Annotated in this window: 27 protein-coding genes; 10 read left to right on the top strand and 17 right to left on the bottom strand. The window is 47.9% G+C overall.

Features of this window, described 5'->3' with window-relative positions; genetic code table 11:
• The first annotated feature begins 1 nt into the window (after position 1).
• The gene (locus JSU04_13715) at positions 2-682 is read left to right on the top strand and encodes an SRPBCC domain-containing protein (protein MBS1971360.1); all 681 of its coding nucleotides are present in this window, start codon (positions 2-4) and stop codon (positions 680-682) included.
• On the opposite strand, the gene JSU04_13710 is transcribed toward JSU04_13715, so the two are convergent.
• From JSU04_13710 to JSU04_13695, 4 genes are all read right to left on the bottom strand, one after another.
• The gene (locus JSU04_13710; protein ID MBS1971359.1) at positions 610-1611 is read right to left on the bottom strand and encodes an alpha/beta fold hydrolase; all 1002 of its coding nucleotides are present in this window, start codon (positions 1609-1611) and stop codon (positions 610-612) included. The genes JSU04_13715 and JSU04_13710 overlap by 73 nt on opposite strands.
• Before the next feature lie 52 nt (positions 1612-1663).
• Positions 1664-2518 (bottom strand): hypothetical protein, encoded by an 855-nt coding sequence (locus JSU04_13705; GenBank protein ID MBS1971358.1) that lies wholly within the window; start codon positions 2516-2518, stop codon positions 1664-1666.
• A 67-nt stretch (positions 2519-2585) separates the two neighbouring features.
• A complete protein-coding gene (locus JSU04_13700) occupies positions 2586-3161 on the bottom strand; it encodes a hypothetical protein (protein ID MBS1971357.1) in 576 nt (191 codons plus the stop codon).
• A gap of 174 nt (positions 3162-3335) precedes the next feature.
• Entirely contained in the window at positions 3336-3935 is a 600-nt protein-coding gene (locus tag JSU04_13695; GenBank protein MBS1971356.1) for a hypothetical protein, read from the bottom strand.
• A 180-nt stretch (positions 3936-4115) separates the two neighbouring features.
• Between JSU04_13695 and JSU04_13690 the strand changes: the two genes are divergently transcribed.
• Positions 4116-4766 carry an RsmD family RNA methyltransferase gene (locus JSU04_13690; protein ID MBS1971355.1) on the top strand — a complete coding sequence of 217 codons (651 nt, stop codon included), beginning with the start codon at positions 4116-4118 and terminating at the stop codon, positions 4764-4766.
• Here JSU04_13690 and JSU04_13685 read toward each other — a convergent pair.
• Positions 4752-5630, bottom strand: coding sequence for a hypothetical protein (locus JSU04_13685; protein MBS1971354.1), 879 nt, complete (start codon positions 5628-5630; stop codon positions 4752-4754). The two genes, JSU04_13690 and JSU04_13685, sit on opposite strands and share 15 nt — an antisense overlap.
• A gap of 247 nt (positions 5631-5877) precedes the next feature.
• Between JSU04_13685 and JSU04_13680 the strand changes: the two genes are divergently transcribed.
• The 4 genes from JSU04_13680 to JSU04_13665 all read left to right on the top strand — a co-directional run bounded on the left by JSU04_13680 (position 5878) and on the right by JSU04_13665 (position 8291).
• Positions 5878-6408: a DUF4142 domain-containing protein gene (locus tag JSU04_13680; GenBank protein MBS1971353.1), complete on the top strand. Its 531-nt coding sequence runs from the start codon at positions 5878-5880 to the stop codon at positions 6406-6408.
• A 179-nt stretch (positions 6409-6587) separates the two neighbouring features.
• A complete protein-coding gene (locus tag JSU04_13675) occupies positions 6588-7301 on the top strand; it encodes a BON domain-containing protein (GenBank protein ID MBS1971352.1) in 714 nt (237 codons plus the stop codon).
• A 12-nt stretch (positions 7302-7313) separates the two neighbouring features.
• Positions 7314-7691 (top strand): BON domain-containing protein, encoded by a 378-nt coding sequence (locus JSU04_13670; GenBank protein MBS1971351.1) that lies wholly within the window; start codon positions 7314-7316, stop codon positions 7689-7691.
• 9 nt (positions 7692-7700) lie between these two features.
• Positions 7701-8291: a DUF3341 domain-containing protein gene (locus JSU04_13665; protein MBS1971350.1), complete on the top strand. Its 591-nt coding sequence runs from the start codon at positions 7701-7703 to the stop codon at positions 8289-8291.
• A gap of 45 nt (positions 8292-8336) precedes the next feature.
• On the opposite strand, the gene JSU04_13660 is transcribed toward JSU04_13665, so the two are convergent.
• From JSU04_13660 to JSU04_13650, 3 genes are all read right to left on the bottom strand, one after another.
• Positions 8337-9056: a transglycosylase SLT domain-containing protein gene (locus JSU04_13660; protein ID MBS1971349.1), complete on the bottom strand. Its 720-nt coding sequence runs from the start codon at positions 9054-9056 to the stop codon at positions 8337-8339.
• Positions 9057-9171: 115 nt separating this feature from the next.
• Entirely contained in the window at positions 9172-9936 is a 765-nt protein-coding gene (locus tag JSU04_13655; GenBank protein ID MBS1971348.1) for a LamG domain-containing protein, read from the bottom strand.
• Between the two features lie 102 nt (positions 9937-10038).
• Positions 10039-12498, bottom strand: coding sequence for a hypothetical protein (locus JSU04_13650; GenBank protein MBS1971347.1), 2460 nt, complete (start codon positions 12496-12498; stop codon positions 10039-10041).
• Positions 12499-12667: 169 nt separating this feature from the next.
• Here JSU04_13650 and JSU04_13645 point away from each other — a divergent pair, with 169 nt between their 5' ends.
• Both JSU04_13645 and JSU04_13640 read left to right on the top strand, forming a co-directional pair.
• Positions 12668-13477: a DUF4423 domain-containing protein gene (locus JSU04_13645; GenBank protein MBS1971346.1), complete on the top strand. Its 810-nt coding sequence runs from the start codon at positions 12668-12670 to the stop codon at positions 13475-13477.
• Positions 13474-14592 carry a hypothetical protein gene (locus tag JSU04_13640; protein MBS1971345.1) on the top strand — a complete coding sequence of 373 codons (1119 nt, stop codon included), beginning with the start codon at positions 13474-13476 and terminating at the stop codon, positions 14590-14592. Before JSU04_13645 ends, JSU04_13640 begins: the two co-directional genes overlap by 4 nt.
• A 24-nt stretch (positions 14593-14616) precedes the next feature.
• Here the strand turns inward: JSU04_13640 and JSU04_13635 are convergent, their stop codons facing one another.
• A complete protein-coding gene (locus JSU04_13635; protein ID MBS1971344.1) occupies positions 14617-15897 on the bottom strand; it encodes a DEAD/DEAH box helicase in 1281 nt (426 codons plus the stop codon).
• A 14-nt stretch (positions 15898-15911) separates the two neighbouring features.
• Positions 15912-16409, bottom strand: coding sequence for a GAF domain-containing protein (locus JSU04_13630; protein ID MBS1971343.1), 498 nt, complete (start codon positions 16407-16409; stop codon positions 15912-15914).
• Positions 16410-16500: 91 nt separating this feature from the next.
• Here JSU04_13630 and JSU04_13625 point away from each other — a divergent pair, with 91 nt between their 5' ends.
• Positions 16501-17205 carry an alpha/beta hydrolase gene (locus JSU04_13625; protein ID MBS1971342.1) on the top strand — a complete coding sequence of 235 codons (705 nt, stop codon included), beginning with the start codon at positions 16501-16503 and terminating at the stop codon, positions 17203-17205.
• Here JSU04_13625 and JSU04_13620 read toward each other — a convergent pair.
• Both JSU04_13620 and JSU04_13615 read right to left on the bottom strand, forming a co-directional pair.
• Positions 17202-18074 carry an MCE family protein gene (locus tag JSU04_13620; protein MBS1971341.1) on the bottom strand — a complete coding sequence of 291 codons (873 nt, stop codon included), beginning with the start codon at positions 18072-18074 and terminating at the stop codon, positions 17202-17204. The two genes, JSU04_13625 and JSU04_13620, sit on opposite strands and share 4 nt — an antisense overlap.
• The gene (locus JSU04_13615) at positions 18058-18618 is read right to left on the bottom strand and encodes a paraquat-inducible protein A (protein MBS1971340.1); all 561 of its coding nucleotides are present in this window, start codon (positions 18616-18618) and stop codon (positions 18058-18060) included. The genes JSU04_13620 and JSU04_13615 overlap by 17 nt, the downstream gene beginning before the upstream one ends.
• Positions 18619-18775: 157 nt before the next feature.
• Between JSU04_13615 and JSU04_13610 the strand changes: the two genes are divergently transcribed.
• Positions 18776-20350, top strand: coding sequence for an aldehyde dehydrogenase family protein (locus JSU04_13610; protein ID MBS1971339.1), 1575 nt, complete (start codon positions 18776-18778; stop codon positions 20348-20350).
• A 40-nt stretch (positions 20351-20390) separates the two neighbouring features.
• On the opposite strand, the gene JSU04_13605 is transcribed toward JSU04_13610, so the two are convergent.
• The 5 genes from JSU04_13605 to JSU04_13585 form a co-directional block, all read right to left on the bottom strand.
• A complete protein-coding gene (locus JSU04_13605; GenBank protein ID MBS1971338.1) occupies positions 20391-21116 on the bottom strand; it encodes a hypothetical protein in 726 nt (241 codons plus the stop codon).
• A 278-nt stretch (positions 21117-21394) separates the two neighbouring features.
• On the bottom strand, positions 21395-22513 hold the full coding sequence (locus JSU04_13600) for a DegT/DnrJ/EryC1/StrS family aminotransferase (protein MBS1971337.1): 1119 nt from the start codon (positions 22511-22513) through the stop codon (positions 21395-21397).
• A 156-nt stretch (positions 22514-22669) separates the two neighbouring features.
• Positions 22670-24901: a hypothetical protein gene (locus tag JSU04_13595; GenBank protein ID MBS1971336.1), complete on the bottom strand. Its 2232-nt coding sequence runs from the start codon at positions 24899-24901 to the stop codon at positions 22670-22672.
• A complete protein-coding gene (locus JSU04_13590; protein ID MBS1971335.1) occupies positions 24894-25673 on the bottom strand; it encodes a hypothetical protein in 780 nt (259 codons plus the stop codon). The genes JSU04_13595 and JSU04_13590 overlap by 8 nt, the downstream gene beginning before the upstream one ends.
• Positions 25673-26125 (bottom strand): hypothetical protein, encoded by a 453-nt coding sequence (locus JSU04_13585; protein MBS1971334.1) that lies wholly within the window; start codon positions 26123-26125, stop codon positions 25673-25675. Before JSU04_13585 ends, JSU04_13590 begins: the two co-directional genes overlap by 1 nt.
• Positions 26126-26193: the final 68 nt, after the last annotated feature.

Below are 26193 nucleotides of genomic sequence, written 5' to 3'. Positions count from 1 at the left end.
AATGAGTCAAAAAGCACCCATTGAAAATATCGGCAGAGTCACTTCTGCTTCGGTCATCAAACACACCGGCAAAAACTGGGATCAATGGGTGCAAATTCTCGAAAAGGCCGGGGCTCGCTCCTGGTCTCATAAAGAAATCTCCGCTTTTCTCAATAAGAAATATGAAACGACTTGGTGGTGGACTCATATCGTAGCAACTGGCTACGAAGTCTATATCGAACGCAAAGTCGCCGGCCGTAACCTCAAAGGCGAATACTCCATCACAGTTACCAAAACCTTTAAATGCGACGGGAAGAAGCTCTGGAAGTTCGTGTCCTCTCCGGAGGGAGTGGCAATGTGGCTTTCACCCATGTCACAGGTGAAGCTTGCGCCTAAGGCTGTGTATGAGCGTGATGATGGCGTCTATGGCGAGATCCGAACGATGAAGGCGCCGGATCGTGTGCGTTTTACTTGGCAAGAAGGTGATGAAGGCAAGCCGACGGTGGTGCAGCTGCTGACCGTTCATCGTAAAAACGGCACGAGCATTCTTTGTTTTAATCACGAGAAGCTGACAGACGGCCGTGTGAAGGAACAGCTGCGTGAGCACTGGCGCTCAGTGCTCGAGCAAGTTTATAATGCCATTCCTGGGGCCGCCGGTGAGCCCGCAGTCAAGCCATCGAAGAAGCGCACTGTTCGCGCATAAAGATCTGAAGACACTTCCGGCATTTCATTTTGCAATTCATGAAGAGCGCCATCGTATTTTACTTGTTCAAAGTGCGGAGCGTTTTTCTTGAGAGTCTTAGAAATCGCCTCACGATCAACGTAAGTGTCATTGGTTCCTGAGAGGAAAGCGATCCCGGGAATCGCCGCTGGCACTTTCCATTTCTGTGAAAGCTTCGATGAGATCATCAGGTTTGCTGCAAAAAGCGGAATCACCGCTGGAGAAATCGGCTTGATCGGCTCGATGTGTGGATCAAAGGTGCCGCTAAACGTATTACGCGTCAGAGTTCTTTCGCTGATGGTCTGCTTGAACGTGAGCATCAAGGATTTGTCCGTTGCAGACTCGCCAACAAAGGCTTTCACATGAATGCCCGGCGTGATCATCGCAACAGCATCGGCCCAGCCTTCATGCACCAGTGTATAAGCAGCAAGACCACCGGTTGACCAGCCCATCACGAATTTCTTGCTGTGCGAGCAGTCCTGGCCGTTGAGTTCATCTTTCTTATCTACGTACTTCGACCAAATATATTTCGCCTGGGTTGAGATCTGCAGAGATTCATTCGCCGAATCAACAATGCGGGTGTTATTCATCGATCCGCCGGAAGCGCCTTGTCCCATGTAATCAAAGAAGATCACGCGGTATCCGTTCTTGCTGAGATGATTAAAGAGAGGCGCTTGATTTGCGACAGAGTCCGCGAGGCCTTCAAGATAGAGAATGCAACCCTTCAGTGGCGTTGACTCGACATAGTAACCCGTACGTAACTCAACATCGTCAAAGAGAGGATTCCTGATGTTGTAGGTGGTGGTTTCAAAAAACCATGGCGAGCGTGAGACTTCTTGGCTCGCGGTCTGGCGTTTTTCAGTGGTGTTACAAGCGGCAATAATGAGGATTAAACTTAAAAGTAGTTTCATACTTTAAGCCTAGTGGGTTTGCTGTCCCGGATCTAGAAGCCAATGGTCTAGTTTAGAATTCGTAAGACAGAATGAGCGGATCCAGATAGTACTGTCCAAACTGATCGTACGAGAGATAGCGCGAAACGTAGGAGAAACTATTCTGATACCACTTCCATTTCATACCAATGGCCCATTCATGGCGCTCTTTTTCGAGAGCATCGTTTTCGTACAAGCTGCTGCTGATCTGTTTGGCGATGAGGTATTGGGCTCCGACCTGCCAGTCTCCCCATTGATGTTTGTAGTTGAAGCGAATCATGTAATCTTTGACGACGGCAGCGTTGCGATAATAGACCATGGCTAAGAAGTCGGGACTTAAGAACTTGCCAACACCGATAGCGCCTGTGAAGTACGAGCTATAAAATTTCGCGCCGTAATCGTCCTGATGATTGTCCGAACCGATGATTCTGTGAATGCGCTTTTGAATTTCATCACCGTTATAGTGACCATATAAATCCGCCGACAGACTTCCTTCAATTTTATAAGTCTCGATAATCCGCGAGTAACCTGTCCGGAGTTCAATCGAATCGCCATATACACCTTTGGGAGTTGCAAGCTTCGGTTGATCAAACCGAGTCGCCACAACCGGAATCAGTAGTCGCGCGTTGGCGGAAAACTCATAGCCGTCGTGGGCGTCGCCTTCTTTTGGGACGCGGTAGTAGTAAAGACCTGTCGAACCAGACATCAGCTTATCGGTCTGGCCTGCAAAATCGTTGTTGTTGAAATGGTAAGTCAGACCCTGAGTATTTAAATAGAGATTGCCGGGATCGCCAATGCTTGCCAGGGGCGTATTTGGAACTTTCCAATCAGCATGGCTCCATGAGGAGAAACCAAGACTTAGTGAAAGAAGAAAGAGAAAGTTCCACATATTTTCAGTCTATGCCTGTCGTAGAACTCTGGCTTGTCAAAAAAATCTATTCAAGACTAGATGGAGGCTATTTCTCAAGAAGATACTTATTCAGTAAGCGAGCGTTTGTTGCTGAGCCATACTGATTATTTGGTGGTGCAATGATTCCTTCGATCATCAGGCTTTGGATCGCATGATGAGTGACCGAGAGCTCTTTTGAGATGAGCGGGCGGCCGTTAATTTTCAGAGTATGAGCTTGGTAGTTATCTATATTCACAACACGGTGACCGCTGGTTTCAACCGGAGTTTCTTCATAGCCAATGTAGGTCGTGAGTTTATCTTCGGGATTCACGCGAATCTGAATCATACGATAGAGTTGATCGGGCTCACTGCCGGGCTCTGTGAAGATTACTTTTGAAGCAAAGAATTTCGCATCGACGCGAGCACGAGTTACGGACTGCAATGAGGCGATACGGCCCTCTTGTTCCGTGACTTTATTAAGGCCTGTCGCCTTCATAAAGACAGAGGGGCATTCCCAATAAACGCAAAGGGAGGCCTTCATCTTAAATGTGTCCGTCCAGCTTGCTTTGCTTGCATAGGTCGGTACGACCAAAAGCATGGCAAAAGAAGCTAAGAAGGTGGTTAAGTGCCACTTCTTAAACATCAAAATAATTCCTTTAGGCTTCTCGGAAGCCTCGAATCTCTATCTGCAACATTTGCAACGCTAATGCCTGCTATTGAGTTCCCATAAGCTATAAAATGAATATCGCACCGAGGGAGGACTCGGTGCGACGATTTGCGCTTTACACACGACTGGAGTGCTTGTCTCAGAATGAGACTAGCGGCATTCGAGGTCATCACCCTGAGTTAGCCCCGGAAGATCCAGCTCAGTCACGTTTGTGCTATGGCGTGAAAACGGGTTGCTGCGCATTCTGAGGAGCTCGTCACCGACTTGAACGTGGTTGAAGTAAGGGTTGTTCTTGTAGTACTCACGGAAAGTCGCCACTGTGCTCTCGTTCGCAGTCACAACCGCTTCAGAATACCCTTTGCTGCTTTCAGTAATTTGAAAATCGACGTCAACTGATACAAGCCCCTTGGTGTAGCCGTTGCTGGTCGTGCGGCCGTAGTTCGAAGCTGTGTACTGAATACCGAATTCCGCATTGTTGTAAGTCGTTACTTTTTCGCCTTGGTTGTTGCGGCTCTCAACCCCTTGAGGATCCGCAATCAGGCTATAGTAGTAGTGGACGTTCTTAGCGTCTGTAATGTGACGGCAGTCGAAGATATAGGACGTCGGAACTGTCTTGCCATCAACTGTGCGGCTTGTGGTCTTAGCGTTGTTCCAAGAGTCTGTAGATGGATCTTTGTAGTCGATATCCGTGCAAGCAGACATTGCGAAGAGAGTAGAAAGAATCATCAGTGTGTTGATCAAGTTTTTCATAACGAACTCCTTAGTTTTAAGTTTGCGGCTTTATGGGCGCCGTTTTGTATGAGCTAGTTATAAGGGTTCGCACCTTGCTTCGATAGAATTGCTTAGTAAATTGTTTCAAGAAGTATGAACCAAATGGTTATCTCCTTTTTTCACGATTGTTTAAGGTTTAGATATGGGGTAGGAAGGGGCATGTCCTCTATTAATCCCCATTACACGTTTAATTACTCCCAGCCGGAAGAATACCGTTTCTCGCATGATTCGGTCTTTCTCGCGCGCCGGGTGTTTGAACTGCTCGAGGGAAAGGATTTGAGCTCGCAGCGCGGGCTGGATCTGTGCGCGGGCTCGGGGATTATCGGCATGGACTTCTTGTTTCATCGCCGGGCTGCAGACAAAAGCCTGCCGAGGGATTTTGATTTCCTCGAAATTCAAGATGTCTATCTACCGCACTTTCAGGAAAATCTAAAACGCCTGGGAGAGTTGCCAACGCAATGTCATTTTTTGCGGAGAAACTACGATGACTTGCAGAAGCCTGAATTTACAGGAAAGTACGATTTGATTCTTTGCAATCCGCCGTACTTCTTGCAAGGACAGGGAAAGCTTTCGACTTCGGAGTTTAAAAATCGCTGCCGTTTCTTTATTGATTCGGATTTAAAGAATCTTTTGCTGGGAATTGCGAACTGTTTAAATCGCAAAGGGGCTGCGTACGTGCTTCTTCGTGATTTGCCGGAGCATCGCTGGAATGTGCTCGAAGAAGCGCAGAAAATCTGTCAGGGAAAATTGCAAATAGAGCTCCTCGGAGATATCCGAGGAACTCATTTTGTGAAATTACGAACGGTTTGAGTTTGCAACGCGGGCTTTTTTGTTTGAAGAAGGAGCCTTTTGAGACTGCTGTCTTGCACGCTTCGAAGATTTTCCAGACGGAGCGGTCTTAGGATCTGGCTGGATATCTAGCTGAGTCGTACCATCCGTTGATTTGCCGGTTTTGCAAGCTGGGTACTGACCGATAACGGCTTGGATACGAACTGATTTTTGCGAAGCACCTTGAGGACGCAAAACATCCCAGTAAGATTTACGGCTAAAGAGAGGTTCTCCTCTTTCGATCTGATCATTCAACATCGACATACCACAAATGATACTTCTTTCCGCTGTATTAGAGTCGCCATTGCGGCAGCCTGAAGAGTAATTAGCTTCTTTGCCTCTGTGCAGTTGTAATAAACCTGCCGCGGTACCATGGGGGCCACGTGCCGATTCTGAAACGATACAAGTGCTTTCATAGTGGGTCATTGCAGAGATTATAAGGACCCAAAGACCTTTTTTATCTTCATCATTTAATTCGTCATACTTAGGGCATAAACGGCGAACATCAGAAGGACCACCGTAAAGAGCCTGATGCCTGTCCTTATCGAATTCTTTTTCGATCGCTTGACCCCATTTATTTAACTCGCCGTCGCCAGCAAAGTTTTCGCACTTATCGCCATACTTTTTATCAATGATTTGACTAACATCGGTTGCGGCATTCATGTCGACCTCGATGCCATCCGCAGACTTTCGAAGTTCGTTGACCTGAACTTGATTCTGAATCCCATCAAATTGCTGGCGATAAGAACTAGTTACTAGTTCACGATCGAGAGGCGAAGCTCCCCAAGATGCCATACTTTGTTGTGTAAATACCATCGCAGATACTAATAAAGTCCATCGCAACATACGTCCACCTCTACCTTCTTTGGTTGGTAACCTGTTCGAAGCAATTGGAGTGCCTATTCCTATGGGCGATCAGTTCGAATACAACTGTCTCAAAGTTAGACATCTAACAAAATGCGGCGTCTCCGATGCCATTCGGCAAGTTCTGCAGGACTCTTCTTTTAAAGTTCACATAAAAAGGGACTTTTGCGAAAGAGTTCAGTTTATGGTGTTGGCTGATATTTTTTACAACACACGCAAGGAGATATATATGAAGAATTTAGTACTGACTTTAGCAGTTGCAGGTTTGATGGGCGGAGCTTCCATGGCCTTCGCGCAAGCGGAAGAAACAATGACGGATGCGAAAATCGTGAAGCTGATGAAGACGGCCAATGACGGCGAAATTGACCTCGCTAAAATGGCAAAATCCAAAGCTGAAAACAAAGATGTTAAAGACTTTGCAAAACAGATGATCGATGAGCACAAGAAAAATGAGAAAGAGTCTAAAGACGTCGCTAAAAAGGCCAAGGTAAAACCTGAGGACAGCACGGCTTCAAGAGATTTGAAAAGCTTGGCTGAAGGAAAAGAGAAAGAACTTAAAAACTTTAAAGGCAAAGAGTTCGATAAAGCTTATATCGATCAGCAAATCAGCATGCATCAGCAATTGCTTGACGATTTGAATACTAAACTGATTCCCGCAGCGCAAAGTCCTGAATTAAAAACATACCTCGAGGCAACAAAGGCACACGTTGAAAAACATTTGTCGCGCGCTCAGGAAATTCAAACGAGTTTGAATAAGTAGTTAAATCAGTTTTAAGAAATCCTTAAACCCCGAATGAAATACAACAGTTATTTTCATTCGGGGTTTTTCTTTTTTTGACGACACCTGTTTATTGAAACAGTCGATCCTCAAGACTTGGCTTAGAATTCACTTGGGCTTACCGTCGCTTCATCATGTATCAAACAATGAAGGAGGATTTCATGAGACACCAAGATAGAGACCACGAACGCAATATGCGCAGAGGAACTTATGGCGACGCACGCAGCACCAGACAAGATAGAGACCCTCATGAAGCCCGCGACCGCCGTTTTTCACGAGACGAAAGAGGCTTCGGTCAATCCGATCGCAACGATCACAGTTACGGTCAATCTTACCGGGGATCCTGGGACAGACCCTACTTTGGAGGTTCCAACGAAACTTACAGCCGTCGAGAATTCGGCGGGCAGGGTTACAGTAGCCCGGATTACGCTGGCAATCGATCTTATGCCAGCGGCCGAGAAGACTTTGGCAGCAACAGCAGAACTGGTGGCGGCTGGAATGAGTCTTCTCAACAGCAGCAGCGTGGTTTCTATGGCAAAGGCCCTAAAGGCTACAAGCGCTCTGACGAGCGCATTAAAGAAGAAGTCCACGAAGCGCTTACATGGAACCGCGACATCGATGCTTCCGATATCGAAGTCGAAGTTAAAGAGGGCGAAGTCAGTTTGACCGGCAACGTTGCCGACCGACGTATGAAACGCCTCGCCGAAGAGCTGATAGAAGACATCAGCGGCGTGAAAGACGTCAGCAATCAATTGAAAGTTAAAAAAGAGGCATCGTCTGAAAGCGGTTCTTCTTCTAGCTCTGAAGAAAATAGCCGAGAAGGCAAGAGTGCTTCCGGCAAGAAATCACAAAGTGCTACTGGTGAAAAACACTAGCAAGGAGGTTTTATGATAAAGGCTTTGGTTTTCTGTCTGGCCATCATGGGTTTGACAGTGACAGGCTTTGCGGCAACACCGACTTCGTCGGATGCGACAAACACGAAAATGAATCAGAGAGATGCTAACGGTCAGACGCTGACGCCTGAAGATCAAGTAAAAGGCAGCGGCGCAGATGTCGAGCTCACTCGTAAGATTCGTGAAGAGATTGTTAGAAACGACAAGCTATCTACGGAGGCACGTAATGTCAAAATTATCACAATCGGTGGCGTTGTGACTCTTCGTGGACCCGTGGCTTCTGCAAGTGAGAAGTCACAAATTGAAGGGATCGCGAAGAAAACAGTGGGTGTGAAGCGGGTCGATAATCTCATTGAAATTAAAGTAAAATAGGGAGGAAACATGTTTGAAAAAGATAATGTGAAAGAAAAAGAACATAAGGCAGTCTTTGGTATTTTCCAAAATCGCGGCAACGTTGAGCTTGCCGTCAGTGATCTTAAGGCTTCTGGCTTTAGAAATACGGATATCTCCGTACTTTTGCCAAGCAATGACAGCACGAAGGCTTTTGCCCACGAAAAAGGAACGAAAGCTCCTGAAGGTGCGGCAACAGGAGCCACTGGCGGCTTAGCCATCGGTGGTGTTCTGGGCTGGTTAGCAGGCATCGGTGCTTTGGCCATTCCAGGTGTAGGTCCTTTTGTAGCCGCCGGCCCGATTGTGGCGGCGATTGCCGGCGCAGGTATCGGTGGCGCTGTCGGCGGAATTGCTGGCGCGCTTGTTGGTATGGGTATTCCTGAGTACGAGGCTAAACGCTATGAAAGCATCATCAAGACAGGAGGCATTTTAGTCTCTGTTCACGTGGATGATTCTGACTGGCAAAAACGCGCAAAAGATATTTTAGAGCGAAACGGCGCTAGAGATATCGCCACGAGCTCCGAAGAAAAAGGTAACCCGCCAAAAAATCCGCCTCAAGGCGAATACCGTCCTACAATGTAATGACGGAAATAAAAAAGGGACTGGCTTTCCAGTCCCTTTTTCTTTTTAGTTACAGATGGAAAGAGCTTTACTCCACTTTAAGATCGACTGGTACGAAGTTTTGTTTCCTTCGCGCAGAACCGACCAGTAGCGCGCACCTCCGCGCCAGGTACCACTGACTTTGCCTGCGATACGAGCGTCGCGATAGACCCAACGATTCAAGATGCGGATACCGCATGCAAGATTTTGCAAAGGATCATGCAGGTCTTGCGCCGTTTTTAAACCGCAGCCATAGCCATTGCCACTTTCAATAGAAATTTGCAACAGACCGCGGCTGATTACTGGATTGCCGTTAGAGTCATTGAAGCTCTCGGTGTATTTAGAGTTCGTATTAAAACCACTTTCAAATTTTGCCATCGCGGAAAGCATGAACGTCCAATACATTTTTCTTTGGCTGTAAGACAGGCTGCTGTACTTCGGGCAGAATGTGGTGCGGTCCCCTGGAATCACATCGAGCAAATCGGTGCCCAGTGTATCGAGCTTGAGATAAACATAGTCGCTCCACTCTTTGCTATTCTTGATACTTGCTTCCCAAAGGGGAGTGAGGTCTTTAGGCGAAGCCTCCGCGACCGGAGTCGGGGTCGGGCTTGGACTAGGGGTTATTGTCGGACTCGGTGAAGGTCCCGGAGTCGGCGTTGGGGTGACTTCAAGAGAGTCATTGTCTCCGGCGCCTGGAAGCGAATCCACGTTGAAACTCTTAGGGCCGGAACATGCGACTGTCAGCATTGCGATTATAAAAAATCCGGTAAGTGTTTTCATGAAACACAGATCGGCAGCGGGTTTCAGAGCTTTATGCTTCTGATGGAAATTTCACAAAAACTAGTCGCAAATAAACAAGATTTTAAGGTTTGCAGTTCTGTCCGGTGTAGATTCTCATCACTTCATCAGCGGTCAGACCTGTATTCCAGACCGCCACATCGTCAATAATGCCAGTAAACATCTCATTCAAGCCATCGTAGCCTGAGATTTGAAAAGAGCTGCCGGAAGAAGAAAGATTGCCGGTGATCGGTGTGCTTCCGACAGAAATGCCATTGGCATAAAGGACAAGCTGACTGCCATTATAAGTAGCGACCATATGAAGCCATCGGTTCAGCGGGTAGGTCGTGGTGGATTCGATAATCCCGGCCCAAGAAAAGCCATCTTTGCTCGCAAGAACGCGCACGGTGTAGGTATCAGTGAACTGAATTTTCATTAGGAACTCTGCGCCAGCGATCGTGCTGCGAGAGTTCGCGGTGGGGTAAATCCACGCGGCAATCGACATCTGAGGCCGGTTCAGCGTGTTTGCCAGCGAGCCCATGTCTATGTAGCTTCCGCCGTTAAAAGAAACGGCGTTGCCGATTTTCCCGGTAACATAGGCCATGCCTGGCTCTGTCGCGGTTCCAGCAGAACCGATGGTTGCTGGGATCGTGGCTCCATCAGAGATGGAGCCCGCGCTGCCATTGAGGTTCCAGTATTGGATGATATTATTCCAGCGCGGAGTCCATGAAGAGGCGAATGGAGGAGAGCATTTTGGTTTCCAGAAACCAAAAGGAATCATCGCCGCTTCCGTCGAAGAAGCCAGCGACGTTGAAACTAAAGCTAAAAAAAATAAAAACACCAGACGCATAGAAAATATTCTTTCATATTACGGTCTGATTTTCTGGTGGAACTTACTCTCCTGGCCGAAATAGAAACCCACGGCCACCCGTGGGTTTCTGAGTTCAACTGCTTACGGAGAGCCAACAGGTGCTGATGGTGTCAGACCAATAAGGGCCGAGGCAGCGATTCCTTCAACATACACGGGCGTAATTCCCAACGTCAGGCTGAGAACGCCGTTCGTTGAATTCATCATGCTAGCATTTCCGTGCGCATCCATAACTTTGACTTGGGCGACTCCTACCGGAAGAGCGATAGTGCCGTTATTTCCGCTCGGATCCCAGAGCACAGACGTATACACGCCAGAGCGCTTGTTCTGGTAATAGAAGACTTGCAGATTTGTGTTGCCGGACGGATTGATCAAGCGGCCAACTCCATTTGAGTGATTCAGCAAATCGTTGGCCTGACGGATCATAGACACATCCGGCTTCGGAGAAACTTTGTTCGGACCAAAGCTATAAGCCTGAGTCACGTTATAGAATAATCCATAGCGCGGCTGAGACGCATAGTCGGCCGTGTAAAAGTAGGTATGCAACGAAGCCCCGTCATTCTTTGCCAGCAATGCCATCGCAACATTCGCGACGCCGTGATAGACAGCGAAGTTGCTCTTTACGGGATGAGTTCCGGTGAAACCCATTTCATAGTCGCTCATGCCACTCTCGGTGAGATACATCGGAACGACGCGGCCCATGGCTTGATTTGTCATCGCGCGGAAGTCGGCAATCCAGCCGTCATTCAGGCCATAGATCTGACTGTAGGCAGGATATGGATGCCAGCTCAGAGCATTCATATAATTACCCAGGCCTTTACTGAGCAGGCGCTGCAGCTGCGACTTCATCTCAGGGCCGAAGTTTGTAATTGTTGGGCCCATCACAACCGCTGTTGGATCGTACTTTTTAATTGTCGAATAGGCGATGCTATAAATTTGCAGGAATTGCTCATCGGTTCCGTACCATCCCCAGCCATCGTTTGGTTCCCAAGTGATTTGGTAACGGCGGAATGGCAAGAACTGATATCTTTGCGTGATGAGTGGAACGACGTATTCGAGATGTGCTTTCCACTTATTCATATCTTTTGGCGGATATCCGAAAGCGCTGCCGTTGGTAGAAGCCACGGCCCACAATGGATATTCGTTCATGTAGAAGAGTGGAATCATCTTCTTCGTTTTATAGATGTTTGCGACGGGATCATCGGCCATGTGTTTTTGGCAATCAGCGCTTGCAGAGGCTTCATTCGGCGAACAATCGCGCCACGAGTAATATGAAGTTCCGTAAGTGCTGTACCCAAGCCATGAATAAGTTCCGCTCCCGAGGTAATCGGCTCCGGCTTCAAGAGTCGTCCCTTGCACGGAAGTGAATTCATCTTGGAAATCCGCACTGGGATTGGCTTCTTTGCCTTTTAGAACTGCATAAGTGATCATGCCGGCAGGGCGTGAGCCAATTGCTGGAATCAAGACAGCAGCATTTCCCTCCGTTGGTTTGATTTCAAAATAACCAAGTCGACTTGTCGGCAAAGCATAACGATAAGTTCCGTTGGCTTGTGCTGTCGCTGACAGAGGCGCAACCACTTTGCCGAACTCGTTATAGACAGCAAAAGCATAAGGCTTCGCACCTGAAGACGTCGGCGTTGCAACCAGAGCGCCGCTATCGTTGAGCGCATAGAGTGCAAATGCCGCGTGATCTGTATCCAGATCATAGGTCCATGAACCGCTGCCAGGACCTTGTGACGGCGTCGGCGTCGGTTGAACGACCGTGCCTGAACACTGCACTTCGTAAGTCAGAGATTTCTGCACGCCCTCGCACGGATCGCCGAAAGGAGTGTTATTCGCGGCAATCACGCACGAACTTTTACCCACGCAGGCCTGTAAGACGGTCATGGAGTTTGCGGCATGGCAGGAAGCTACTTTATAAGATCCGCAGGAACCGGTGGCGGCTCCATAGCTTGCAAAAACAATCTTACTGATCGTTTGTCCCGCGGGGCAGGCAATGTTGGCATTGCCATGTTCGGCGACTTTACCACAGATGTTTCCAGAGCTCACAGGTGTTGCGGTCGGAGTTGGTGCAGGAGTTGGCGTCGCGGTTGGTTGCGGCGTCGCAGAGCCAGCATCTGAGCACGTCACTTGAACTGAAAGAGATTTGCCGGTGCCTTCGCAAGGGTCGCCGAAAGGACCATTGTTCGCTTCGATAGAGCAGGAGGCTTTTCCAAGGCAGGCTCTTTTTACAATATCGAGAGAGTTTGCGGCATTACATGAAGACGTTTTAAACGCTCCACAAGATCCTGTTGGACTGCCGTAGCTCGCAAATATTACTTCCGAAACAGTTTGCCCCGCAGGACAGGTGATTTTTGCAGTCCCATACTCAGGCACCGTCGAGCAAATATTTGGTGTGATTGCTTTAATCACTGCTTGTAATTCCGGTTTCGCAGATGAAAGCGACGTTTCCGCAGGAGTATCTGAGGCGTGCATTGGATTGCATGCTGCAAAGATCGCAATGCTGCTCACGACGAGCCAAAGCTGGCTGGTTTTTAAAAACACGTGGAACCTCCCCCTAATATGTTTTCAGGTTATCGTTCTTTTTTTAAAAAATATGAGAGGAAATTTCAGTGTGGACTATCTTGATCCGTCCATGACCGCCCGTGGGCTGTTCCGCACAATAAACAGATTAAACAATGACAATGCTTTTTAATTTTTGTACAGAGTTTGCATGCCATTAGAACGTTATTTAAGTTATCGCCACTTTCTTGCTGACGAATTAAAAAAACGTCAGAGCAATGACCGCAACTACTCAGTGAGATCTTTTGCGAAAGAGCTTGAAATCCGCTCTTCGCGCCTGACTGAAATTCTCCACGGAAAAGTAGGATTGTCAGAGGACCGCGCTGTTGTGGTCGCTGAGCGTTTGAAGATTCCCGACGAAGAGAAAAAGATTTTCGTGGATCTCGTTCAAAGCGTGCATGGCCGCGGAACTGTGACTCGTAAGATTGCGATCGAGCGTCTTCGTCAAAGATTTCCTGAAGCCCGGGAGCTTCAATTGGATGAGTTTGAGCTGATCGCCGATTGGTATCACCTGGCGATTATGGAACTGATTGATCTGGAAGGTTTCCAAGGTAATGCGGATTTTATTTCCAAGAAGCTCAATGTTTCTATTGAAACAGCAACGCAAGCTCTGGAACGCTTGATGCGCTTGGGTTTGGTGGTGCGTGATGGGGATTCGTTCAGGCGCAGTGAAATCAACCGCACGACGACTCAGGATATTTCTTCTTCGGCAATTCGCAGTTATCACCGCCAGTTGCTGGATAAAGCCGAACAGGCTTTGGAAGAGCGTAATGTGACGGAGCGCGATTTCTCATCTGTTGTGTTCTCAATTCGTAAAGAAAAAATTCCTGTCCTGAAAGAGTTCATCCAAAGACTTTGTCAGGAGTTTGACCGCGAACTTGAGCAGCAGTCAGAGCCAGTGCCGAAAGATTCGGTTTACTGCTTTTCAACGCAATTTTTCGAACTCACGGAGAAAGCATGAGACTCTCAGTTCTTCTCGTAGTCCTAATGGTTCCGCAAATGATGTGGGGTTGGTCTCGTGTTCGCAACGGCGGCGGCGGATTTTATCAGGATGGCCAGTATCTGACGTTCTATAGCGCAAAAATTCAAGTCCGCTCAACGCCGATGAAGTTGAAAGAAGTGCCGGGATTGGCACTGCTGATTAATAAAATCAATCAGGCCCCTTTGAATCCGCAGATCAAGGGGAGCCTCCTTTCTTTGATCTATCCGTCAGGAAGTTCGCGCACATATTATCAGATCTCAGAAAAAGATCTGACGACGAGCCAGCACCAAGATTTGATTGAAGAATACCGTCGTTTGACCGGTGAGCCTGAGTCAAACCTAGTGCTTTTCGGAATGACGAACGATAAGGCGGAAACTTTCTTGATGCCGGAGTTCTACAAGTTGAATGAAATTCAGCAGGCGACGATTTTATTCCATGAGTCGCTGTGGAACCTGCAGGTTGAAATTTCCTATGATCAGATGGTCGACATGGAAATGGCCGCTGAGGCTTACTTCACCAATCCTTACGATCAAGAGGCGATCTTTGATTTCTACGACAAGCTCGGTCGTATGCTGAGCTTGAAGAGCCCCGTGCCAGAAGTGCTTTTGCAAGCGGGTTTCTATTACACGTTCATGCAGCATCCTCCAGAACATCCGCAACGCCAGAGCTTGCCGATTTCAGAGGTTCTCTATTTTGATTTCCTCCAGTGCTATCAATCGCGCGCAGGCGATGCGCAGAACTTGCCTGATTGCTCTAAGCGCTTGCAAGCGACGTTGATGGTTGCAGGAACTCAGCGTGATTTGACTCTCTTTGAAAGAGCTCTTCTCAACGTATTGAATGACGTGAACTTTAAAGGTTTCCTCTGTCTGAGAGAGTCTTACCCATCGGATATTCGTCAGAGTCTTTTTGATTCTGATATTTCTGGATGGATGAAGAAAACTACGATCGACACCGTCGAACTCTGGCAAGAGAACGACAATCTGTCTTCGAATTATTTTCCTTACAAGTCTATGAACAAACTCTTTAAAATTTATGAAGGTGACAAGTATTGGGGATCTCTCGGTCTCTGCTACGTGCCTGCGCAAGTAAAGTAAATCGCCCGCGGGTGGCCCTTTTGGTTAGGGCCGCTTGCTCTTTCCACCAAAAGATTTATGCTTCGGCTTCGCAGAATGAGGCGGAGCTGATTTTGCTTTTGGCTTGCCGCCAGCTGCGGGCTTGCCATGGGCTTGCTTCGGAGCCGGTTTACCAGTTTGTTTGCCTGGAGCGGGCTTTTGTCTTTTTTCGAAAGTGACTTGCTTCACGCCGTCCAATTTTGAAATCAACTGAACATCACGCTCAGTCACTAAGTTCACAACAGTTCCTTTGCGGCCGGCACGGGCTGTACGACCTGCGCGGTGAACGTAGTTTTCCATTTGCTTTGGCAAGTGATAGTTAATGACTCGTCCCACGTGCGGAATATCAAGACCACGGCCCGCAAGGTCTGTGGCAATCAGAAGGCTCACTTTACCATCGCGGAATTTTTTAAGATTGTCGCGGCGATCGGCTTTTTCCATTTCGCCACGATAGATGACGCATTCATAGCCCTTGGCTGTGAGCTCTTGAGCGATCTTGTCACATTGCTCACGGGTATTGGCGAACACCATGGTACCGCCTTCGACTCTTTGTTTGATGAGCATTTCAAAAAGTGGCCAGCGCTTGCCGTCTTCGACTTTGAGGTTCGTCGTCGTCAGAGTTTTTACGGGTTTGCCGCTGCCTTCGCTGCGAATGACCTCAGCGTTCTCAAAAAGCTCATTCATCAATTCTTGCACCGTCGGAGAAACCGTTGCCGAGAAAAGTGCCAGCTGCAATTCCTTCGGACAAGAATCCACCACAAAACTAGAGTCCGGTAAGAAGCCTTGGTCCATCATCTGATCTGCTTCATCAAACACCAACGTACGAACGTCAGAGAGGTTGATCATTTCGCCTTCGATCAACTGAACAAGACGACCAGGAGTCGCCAGCAAGATTTCAAATGGGCCTGCAATGTTTTTGCGAGTATCCGCCATTGCCATACCGCCGAGTGCAGGGCGGACACGAAGACGAGTATCATGAGTCAGTGATTTAAATACTTTTGAAACCTGATCCGCCAGTTCGCGAGAAGGCACAAGTACGATCGCACGCGGAGAGTTCGGCTCTGTTACAGGATTGCCTTCGGTCTCGAGGGTTTTTAAGGCATGCAAAATCGGAAGGGCATATGCGAGTGTCTTACCACTGCCGGTTTCAGAAACGCCGACAACAGACTGGCCGCCCATTAATAGCGGAATTACGTTGGCCTGAATTTCAGTGGGGTTGAAGTGGCGCTTAGATTTAAGAGTCTTCACCAGAGAAGTCAGCAAGCCGAGGTCAATAAACGAAGTCATTACGAGATCCTTTCTTAAAACGAAGCGGGCCAATCCGTGGATTCGATCAAAATCTGCACGAACTGTTCAAGACCTTTCCGGTCTTCTTCAGTGAAACGTGCTAACACCGGGGCATCGACATCCAGCACTCCCAAAAGACGGTCGCCGAGTAGCATCGGGACCACGATTTCAGAGCGCGAAGCGCTATCACAAACAATATGCCCTGGAAACTGGTCGACGTCATCCACCAGCTGAGTGGATTTGGACTGGGCCGCAGTCCCGCAGACTCCTTTACCAAAAGCGATGCGTGTGCAAGCCGGAAGCCCCTGGAATGAGCTCAAGAGCAATTCATTTTTATGATTGAGATAAAACCCAACCCAGTTGATTTGCGGCAAGTGCTGCTTGAGCAGCGCTGAAGCATTGGCGAGATTTACGAACCATTCTTTCTCGGCCATACCGCGAATTTCACCATGGAGTTCTTTATAAAAACTGACTTTGTTTTGATAGGGGATTGCCGGTGTCTGGGACTGCATAAAGCCTCCGGGCCAGACCATAATCGAATTTAGCGAAATTTAGTACCAAATTACGATTGATAGCAGGTGGGGATGTCATTAAATTGAAAATATGACCGACTTAAAGACAGAAACACCCATCGTACTCGTGCCCGGCTTCCTCTGTGATGAGCGCCTGTGGTCGTATCAGCTACGATTTCTGTCGCCGTCGGCCCCTTGTACGGTGGTGGATCTTCGCTACAAGAAGACTCTTGAAGAGATGGTTCAGGCCCTTCGTGCGATTCCTTTTCCGCAGTTTCACTTGATCGGTTTTTCAATGGGTGGCTACGTGTCTCAGGCATTTGCTGCCCAGTACCCGGAGCGGCTCCATCAGCTGGTCCTCATTGGTACAACCGGTGCTTCGCTTTCGGAAAAAGAAATCAAATCCCGTCTCCGCATGAAAAGCCTTTTGGAAAAAGTCGAATATGCGGGCCTGTCGGATGCAGAGCTGAAAATCTATCTTCATCCAAACTCCTACGAGAAATCCGAAATCCGCGAAACCGTGCGTGCGATGGCGGCGAGCAATACTTCCGAAATGTATCTGGGACAGATGTCAGCGACCTTAAATCGTCAGGATTTTAAGGCGCAGCTCAATCGGTTTCCGCATCAGATCACTTTGATCGGCGGAGCCCAAGACAAAATGGCGCCGCCGGAAAAAATGGAAGCACTTCATCAGGCGCTGCCCCAGTCGCACCTGCATCTTATCGAGGAATGCGGGCACTTTGTGCCGTTGGAAAAGCCCCAGGAACTAAACGATATCCTTTTTGAAGTGCTTTAATCCACCCGGCTAGGGAACTCGAGCTTAGGGTTCCATTTTTCCCAGTCTTTGGGGGGAGCTGGATTTAAAGCAAAGCGGCTTCGGGCTTTGGCCATTGGACCCGCGGGATCCGGAGTAAAGAAATCAATTCCACCACGTAAGAGCGATTCCAGGGAGCTGATTTTCACTTCGGACTTAAATAAACCCAGCTTGGCATCCACACCCACCTTACGCCAGAAGACGGTGTTGGAGCGAATGAGTTTGGTGTAACGATTTTCAATATTGATTTGCACGACCACAGCTTGAGAAGTCTTCGACAAATTCACGTGTGTGACGCTGCCGACGTTGAGTCCGCGGAAACTGACGGGGTCGCCTGTATTGATAGATTCGACAAAGGGGGCTTCGAGATAGTAGGTCGAAGTGTCTTCCAGAGATTCTTCGATGCCGCTCGTGGCGCGGCCGCTGAAGTCGAGTTTTCGTTTGGCATTTCGAGGGCCGGGATCGACGGCGATGTAGGGTCCTTCAAAAATAGTTTCAAGTCCGCTCACTCCCTGAATATTCACCTTAGGAGTCACCACCCAGAATCGAGAGCCTTCGACGGCGAACTCCGTGGCATCTCTGAGAAGAGTAACATGGGCGATGGCTTCTTTGTTGTCATCGGAGATCACGATCTTGTCGACGGTGCCAATATTCACTCCACGGTAGCGAATTGTTGTTTTGTCCGCTTTAATACTGCTGGCATCATCAAAGTGAATTTTGATTTGGGGCCCGCGCTGATCGAAGTAGCCCATAAAGAGCCAAACCGAAATGCCGACAGCAAAAAGTGGAAAAAGCCAAATGTACCAGCTGGAACGAAAGCGATCTAAGTTTGATTTAAACGTGTTTGCCATTGTTATCTTCCCATAAGAGATTTGGATCAAAGCTTGCCGAAGCGACCATGGTGAAGATCACAACAAGGGCGAAGAGCAGAGATCCTACTTGAGGTTCCACTGTGGTCCATGGGCCGAGTTTTAGAATCGCCACCAGAACGGCGAGCAAGAAAATATCGAGCATCGACCAGCGACCGATGGATTCAATAATATTGTAAAGCGTAGTTTTAAAGCGTGCGTGCTTCTTGGTATTAGCTGTGAGCGCCAAGTAAAACAGAATGAGGAGCTTTAAAAACGGGATCACCATACTTGCCAAAAAAACAATCGCAGCAATCGGCCATGAGCCGGACTCCGTCAGCGTCACAATGCCGCCCCAAATCGTGGAAGTATTGCGGTTGCCATAGAGCTCAATGCTCATAAAGGGAAACATGTTGGCGGGAATATACAAGATCAACGCCGTCAGCGAATAGGCTAGAGTGAGCGAGATCGATTTAGGATGTTGTTGGCGGCTTTTGTAACCACATCGAGGACATTCGTGATCCGTTGTTTCAGGTGTTTCTGTCATGGGGGTATTTTACTCATTGGCATCCAGCATTGTTGTGGTGGATTGCTGGCAAACTTGTGAAGTTATAAGGACATTTTTTAACCAACACGTTGCACATGGCTTGCGTAGGAAACTTGTAAGATGAGAGGCTTTTGTTTTCCCTTCAATGAGGTTCTTCATGAATAATAGTTTACCTGAATTTCCGAATGTCCCTGAAATCCCCGCACGTATTTTGATCGGTGGACAAATCCGTACCAAGGGTTTTGACACTAAAGAAGTCATGACAACTTGTCATGGCGGTACAACGCCAAAGAAAATCGGTACGACTCCGCATGTGAGTGTTGCGGTTTTGAATGAGGCTGTCGATGAGGCGGTAAAAGCTTGGGCGAAGGGCCTTGGTGATTGGCCAACGGCAAGAATGGAAGACCGAATTAAAGCGGTTGTCGCCTTTCGCGATGGCATGCTCAAACAACGCGAATTGATTTGCCGTCTTTTAATGTGGGAGATCGGCAAAAACTGGACAGATGCGCAGGGTGAGTTTGATCGAACCATTCAGTACATTGATGATACCGTGAATGAAGTTAAAAATCTGGATCGCGAATCCAGCCGGTTTAAGTTTTCAGGAGGAGTCATGGCGCAAATTCGCCGAGCGCCTCTTGGCGTCACTCTGTGTATGGGGCCGTTCAACTATCCGCTAAATGAAACGTTCACGACATTGATTCCGGCGCTGATTATGGGAAACACCACCGTTGTTAAAATGGCTCGCTTTGGCCAGTTGTTCTGGGACCCGATGATGGAGGCCTTCCGTGATGCATTTCCAGCGGGCGTTGTTAACATCATCAACGGACAGGGCCGTGATATCATCAATCCAGCGGTTCAAACCGGTAAGATCGATGTCCTTGCATTCATCGGTACCAGCAAAGTGGCAAATCAAATTAAAGTCGCTCATCCGGCTCCGTTTCGGTTCCGCAGTATTTTGAGTCTTGAAGCAAAAAATCCGGCCATCGTACTCGAAGATGCTGATATTGAAAATGCGGTGAATGAGTGCGTACGAGGATCGTTGTCTTTTAATGGTCAGCGCTGTACAGCACTCAAAATGATTTTCGTTCATAAGAAAATCGCTGCGGAGTTTTCGAAAAAACTTGTAGCAAAAATCGATGGACTTAAAGCGGGACTTCCGTGGGAACCGCAGGTCTCTATTACACCTCTCCCGGATCCTGAGAAGCCGGCATACTTGAAAGGCCTTATTGATGATGCGGTTGCAAAGGGGGCGGTTCTCGCGAATCCCGGCCGAGGTGGAAAACTCGAGGGAAATCTTTTCTTTCCGGCGGTACTGACGAATGTGCCTCTCAATGCCCGCGTGGCCAGCGAAGAACAATTTGGTCCGGTCGTTCCGGTGCGCGAGTTCGATGATCTTCGCGAGGTTGAGGACTACGTCATCAATTCACCTTATGGTAATCAGGCCAGCGTCTTTGGCCGTGATCCGGTGAAAATGGGGATGATGATTGATCATCTCAGCAATCAAGTTTGTCGTATCAATATCAATACCCAGTGCCAGCGTGGCCCGGATGTCTATCCGTTTACGGGCAGAAAAAACTCTGCAGAGGGCACTCTGAGTGTGTTTGATGCACTGAGATCTTTCAGCATCCGCTGTATGGTGGCGGCAAAACAAGATCAGGCCAGCAAACAAGTGATCCAAGGCATTCTGCACGAGGACAGTTCAAAATTCCTGTCGACGAATATGGTGCTTTAATTAAAAAAGCCTGCGCTTTTCCAGCGCAGGCTTTGGGTGTTTACCAGTTCAAAGTATCTGGATCGTAACCATTTTGTTTCAAGGTACCACGATACATGTCCTTAATGAATTTCTGAGCCTGATCAGGCTTGATTCCCAAGTAAGCCGCTGAGCGGTTCGTCAGATCACGAATCTGCTGTGGCTGACCACCTTGGAAAGACTTCGCAGCAGCAAGGGCTGAGCCATACTCAACGCCGAAAACCTTCTTGAAGCTAATTTCAACGTCTTGAGATGTGCTGTAGCCACGTTCTACTTGTGTCTCGTGATAAGCTTGTAAAGCAGTTGCCACGACCACAGCTTTGTCTTTAGGGATGGAATATTTGCGTGTAATACCATCAGCGAACATCTCGATTTTCTCTATACGCAACTCTGAGGCCCGTGCCGACCAGTTTGAGTCGCTGCCAGAGGTTGCGGCTGCGCTATTGATGGAGCGACCCACCCCGCCACCGGAATCTTCGAGATACAAACGATTGGCGCTGTAGTTGTAATACATGAAGCCAGAGAGACGGTTGCCATAGACATAGCCGTTAGAATAGCCACGCATGTCTGCCGCATCGATGGTTCCGGCATCTTTGCCATTTGAATCCGTCAAGTAACCCTTATCGCCGACCCATTGGACGCGATAAACGGAAGTTCCTGATGCTGTTTTATAGGGTTCATCCATTCCGCCACACGCTGTGAACAGAAATGTTAGACTGAGAACACTTCCAAGCAAAAGCTTTCTCATATGTTTTCCTCCTGCACCATGGTTGGTTCATGCCTTCGTTGAAGTGGTGCGAATCTTCTCTATTTCTGATGGCGCAGAACACCTGTGCAATGAGTGTGCTCATTGAAGGATCGCAAAATTTTGTTTCGGAAGATGACAGAAACAATAAGGTATGTTCGAGCTCGGTTTCATTTTGTCCCTCATCGAGGTTGCAAAGCTTAAACAATCTAAAGGAGAGCCCAAAAAAAAGACCCGCAGAGAATGCGGGTCTTTGACTTTATTCAGATGTAAAAACCGAACTAGAAGCTTTTCTTTACAACATCAACAACGTACTGAAGTTCTTCCGGAGTGATGTACGCAAAGCACGGCAGATTCAAAACAGCTTGCGAAATATAGTGAGCATTGCCGTTATCAATCTTGCCAGCCAAGTGGCCTGCAGCACCAGATTGCATGCTCATCGCGCCCGGATAAATTGTACCGTAGCCAACGTTGGCCTTTTTAAGGTTCTCAATCACCGCAGCACGTTTTGCCGGATCCACCATACCTACGGCGCAGTATCCGTTTTCTTTCACCTTGTTCGAAGCTCGAACCGGTTTGAATGGCAAACCTTGCAGTGATTCTTCGTAGAACTTCACAGCGTTCATACGGCTCTTGATACGAGCATCGATATGTTTCAAAGAGATGTTCAAGAATAAAGACTCGTAAGCACCGATACGAGAGTTCCAGCCGATCATCCCGTGAGAATAGTGATCTGTTCTGCCGTGGTTGATGAGTGTACGGCAGTTTTTCGCATATTCATCACTTGAAGTGAAGATTGCGCCCGCATCGCCGGAAGCGCCAAGAACTTTTGCAGGGTAGAAGCTTGTTGTAGAAATCAAAGCTGAACCCAAAACTGACTGGCCGTCGATTTCAGTTCCGAAGCACTGAGCACCGTCTTCGATCAAGATCACGCCGTTGTCTTTTGCATACTTACGGATTTCAAGAGTGTCTGGAGTTGCCCAACCATAGAGGTGAACCATGACGGCCGCTTTAGGTTTGAATTGCTCAACTGCTTTTTTGAAGGTCGCAAGATCCCAGTGGCACAGTTCGCGGTTTACGTCGACAGTCACAGGATTTGCACCCACGTTGACAACCGCCTCGAAAGTTGCCCAGAAAGTCATATCAGGAACAAGAACCTTATCGTTCTTTTGAACGCCCACACCGCGCAAAGCGATTTGGATGGCATCTGTTCCGTTCGCGCAACCGATAGCGTGTTTTGATTTTGTGTACTTCGCAAGGTTGGCTTCCATTTCGCCAACGATCGGACCACCAACGAATTGAGTCTTTTCAAACAGAGTTGCAACTCCGCCCAAGAATTCTTCGCGGAAGCCGGGTTCAAAACGATTTAGTGTGATAAATGGAACTTGTTGAATGCTCATGGTTTCTCTCTTATTCAAAAGTTTTTAAGGACTGTATGATGAGATTTTCCTATGAAATTCAATAATTTGCAACCTTCCACAGAGGGGCCGGACTGTAGCTTTCTGCACACGCCTGGTGCTTTAAGCACACACCTTTGTTGGGATTTCGTGCAGAACTCAATTTAAACCAAGCCTTTTGCAGGACTCAGGTCCCATCTCAATATCAAACCCCAGCCATTGTGAGATTGCGTGACACTTTGCAAATAACTCTTCTGAATTGAGTTTACTGCGTAATCTTTCGGGAATTCCGAGAGCAGAAATTACTTCATCCGTCATCTGTTCGCTTCTCCAGCCCGGAGGTCTCTGACTCGTGAGCATTTCTAAATACGGTTGATCCAAAGTGTGGAAAGGAGTACCAGCCGCCGGAGTGGGGAGCTTGATGTCGCGGAAACTTATGTTCGCAAGCAGTTTTAAATAATCACTCGTCGACATATTTAATAAAGGTGCCAATTTTTCAGCGGGGACCTCCGAGAATCTCAGTTCTTTCGCAGTGTTTTTTGCGCAGACAAGACCGTGAAAGTGATAGCCCAGTGTATACAGATCACAGCGCGGAAAATAATCACGCATTGTTTGCCAAACGACGGGGAGTTCGCGCTCGTTAAACTCTGCCGAAAGCCATTGAAAGAAAATTCCATTGTCGTTAAGCGATTCTGAAATGGCTTGGAAGGCTTCACGAGTCCAAAGTTTTCCCGAGGCAAAATAAACCGGCGAAGGAACGTTGTTAATGATGAGATCATACTTTTGCAAATGCTTGCGTAAGTACGTTAAGCCATCGGCTTCAATAAATTTCACATTGGCTTGCTGAAAAGTTTCTTTCGCTGCAAGCTTTGACGTGAGTCTCGTCATCGTCGGATCAATATCAACGATATCAAGTTGCTGAAAAATTTTTGCCGGTCCCATGGCGGTAAATCCCGTACCAAGGCCCATCAGTAACGCACGGTTTTGTTCCGCGGTGTAGTGTAAGGCAGGTAATCCCATCATCACATCAGCGGGAGCCACTTTTTCTCCGGCAGGAATATAAACGGAGTAGTGGCCATTCATGAAAAGCATTTTGTCTTCGGATTTCAAAGTCACCAACGACAGTTGACTCCCATACGAGCGATAGAGCTCGGTCTTACTCACGTCACCGCTGACTTTCTGCCATTGCTGAAGACTGCGATAGAAGTAACTGCCGAGATTCCAGTTGTAGTTTGTGGTCAAGAAAGCAATCCCTGCAATCGGCAGGACCGCAAAAGCCAGGGGCTTGATAGCGGCACGGCTTTTTGGCAAGAGCATCGCGGTGAGCACGAAAAGACCGATCCAAATAAAAAGACCGGGTGCCATCGGAAAGATCACTGCAATGTAAATCAATAAACCCGCCATGTTTCCGGCGGAGTTCACACCAAGCCAGCGGCCGATAGGAACCGCCGTCGCTTCTCGTTGCACTAACGGCATTAAGGCGCCAAATAAAAATGCGGCCGGAAGTACAAGCCCGAAAACATAAATGACTCGAGCGGCGAGGGAGTTTCCGTCCCAAGCAAAGAACAAATCAAGACCGTAAGACCAGAGCCATGTCCACGCCAAGGACCAAAAAAACAAAGCGGCGATTGTCAGCGGTAGGTAGTTTTTAAATCCGTTCCATGAAATCGAATTTGGTTTTTTATAGAACCACGCACTACAAAGAGCCCATCCTGCCATCAATGCTGCGATAAAAAGACTGTAGTGAAATGCCAGCGGCTCAAGAACTGTTTGCACTTGGCGGTAGAGAAGTCCTTGAACCACTCCGCTCATCATCGAAAACAGAAACAAGCTGGTCGCCAAAGAAGACGGCGGTGCTTTGCGAGCGATGGGCCGCGTTTTTTGCACGCCAGGATTTCGCCACCAGTAAAGTCCCCAGAAGATCTCAGTCGCTAAGAGCCCGGCAAAAATCTTCTGAATGCCCCAAGTTCCAATCGCCAATAGGTCCATCGCGGGCAGTAAGAGCACAATTAATAAGTGAAACCCGAAATAGATTTTATTAAACGAAGTGGGGATGGCCTCGAATCTTTGATAGAAAAGAGGAAAGAGCAGGGCCGAGAAGAAAGAAATCGCGAAAAACAAAACATACACCGGTGCTGCCGACCAAACAGGTTCGTGCCAGAAAACCAGTAAAAGAACATTACAGATTGCAAGACTCAGGTGCGCTAACGGCAAAGACCCGCGCCAACGGTGAGCAATCACACTCCCTATTGCATGGCCAAAGTAGGAAATGGCGATAATTAATAATTGAGTCAGAAAAAGATCGCCATAGATTTGCGAAATCATTCTCGCCGTCAGGATCTGATAAATGAAAACCGGTGCGCCAAACCACCATAAGTACAAACTACCCATTCATCCGCCTTTGAAGAGCCGGCCAGCCAAAGAGGTAGAATACGAGGATATAGAACGGGAAGAAACGATACATAAATATTTCTTCAATGGCTCCGTGAAAGAAAAGAAGACCGATCAACCATAGCCATTGAACCGGACCACGGAATAATAAAGCAAAAACACCACATTCTAAAATCACGCCGCAGATCTGCAGAGCTTGTGCGAAAGATTTAGAGTCTAAGATCCAACCACGTAAGACCGATCCTTCGCGCCCTAAATAGTGGGCAAAAACCTGCAGGCTGGATCCATTCGCCCAAGAAAGTCCTGACCAAAAAACTTTTTCCCAACCGGCTAAGAAGTAAAGACTCAAGAGCGCACAGGCCGCGAGCGGAAAGAAAGTCTTTTCAGATAAATTAAATTCAGTCGCTGCCAGTCCGGCGAGCAACAAAAACACCACGGCCTGACGATGATCCCCAAAAGGAAGGTTCTGCAGATAAAATGTCGAAGCAATGCCAAACGCCACTACAGAGAGAACTGAAAGAGCTCGCGGTGTCTGGCGAAACATCCAAAGAAGCAGGCTAAGGACTGCGATCGCAGAGGTCACATAGAACGCGAACTTGTTTTCGAAAAAGGCTCTCGGCAGAAACGAAAAAATGCTGATCGGAGTGTACTCTCCCTCTGTGGTCCATTGCCAGAACACCATTTGATCTACTACAAGAAGCACCGCAAAGACTAACGTCATTGCGCGAAAGACGGAAAGTTTCACTTCTGAGAAGTTCTGTAGTGACATCATTACAGCAACTCCACAGGGCAATGATCCGAATCCTGAGTGGACTTCAAGATTTTCAAACCCTGATCCCAGAGGAACCATTCTTCTTGGCTTGGACCAAAGTGGCCGTTACTTCCGGTGGCAAAGACAGTGCGTTTGAAACAAACAGGTGTTGGAAAAGAAACATTCTGTGCTTCAAGGTTCTTGAAGTGCTGCTCGAGCTCTTCGAAGCTGAGAATCTTTCCCCATTGATATCCGGTAGGAAAGTGTCGTCCCGCTACATAGTTGGGATCACCATCGTAAGGATTCTGCAGACGATAGGTGAAAGGACTCTGATTCTGTCCTTGATGAAAGAAGCGATAAGTTTCGTAAGTGACAGGGGCGTCCGCGAAAAGGCTGTTGGGTTGAAATGGAAAGAGCGGTAACGCCCACAGCAGCAGTCCATAGATGATAAGAACACCGACGATTTTCCGCACGAACTTTACCTCGCAAGACTAGATTGAAAAAACAATAGAAAGTGTCAGGGGCTGTTGCTATTGTGATG

Source organism: Bdellovibrionales bacterium, assembly GCA_018266295.1.
In the GTDB taxonomy this organism is placed as follows: domain Bacteria; phylum Bdellovibrionota; class Bdellovibrionia; order Bdellovibrionales; family Bdellovibrionaceae; genus JACMRP01.
The sequence above is the reverse complement of the archived record's forward strand: the minus strand, read 5'-3'. Positions and strand labels throughout refer to the sequence as shown.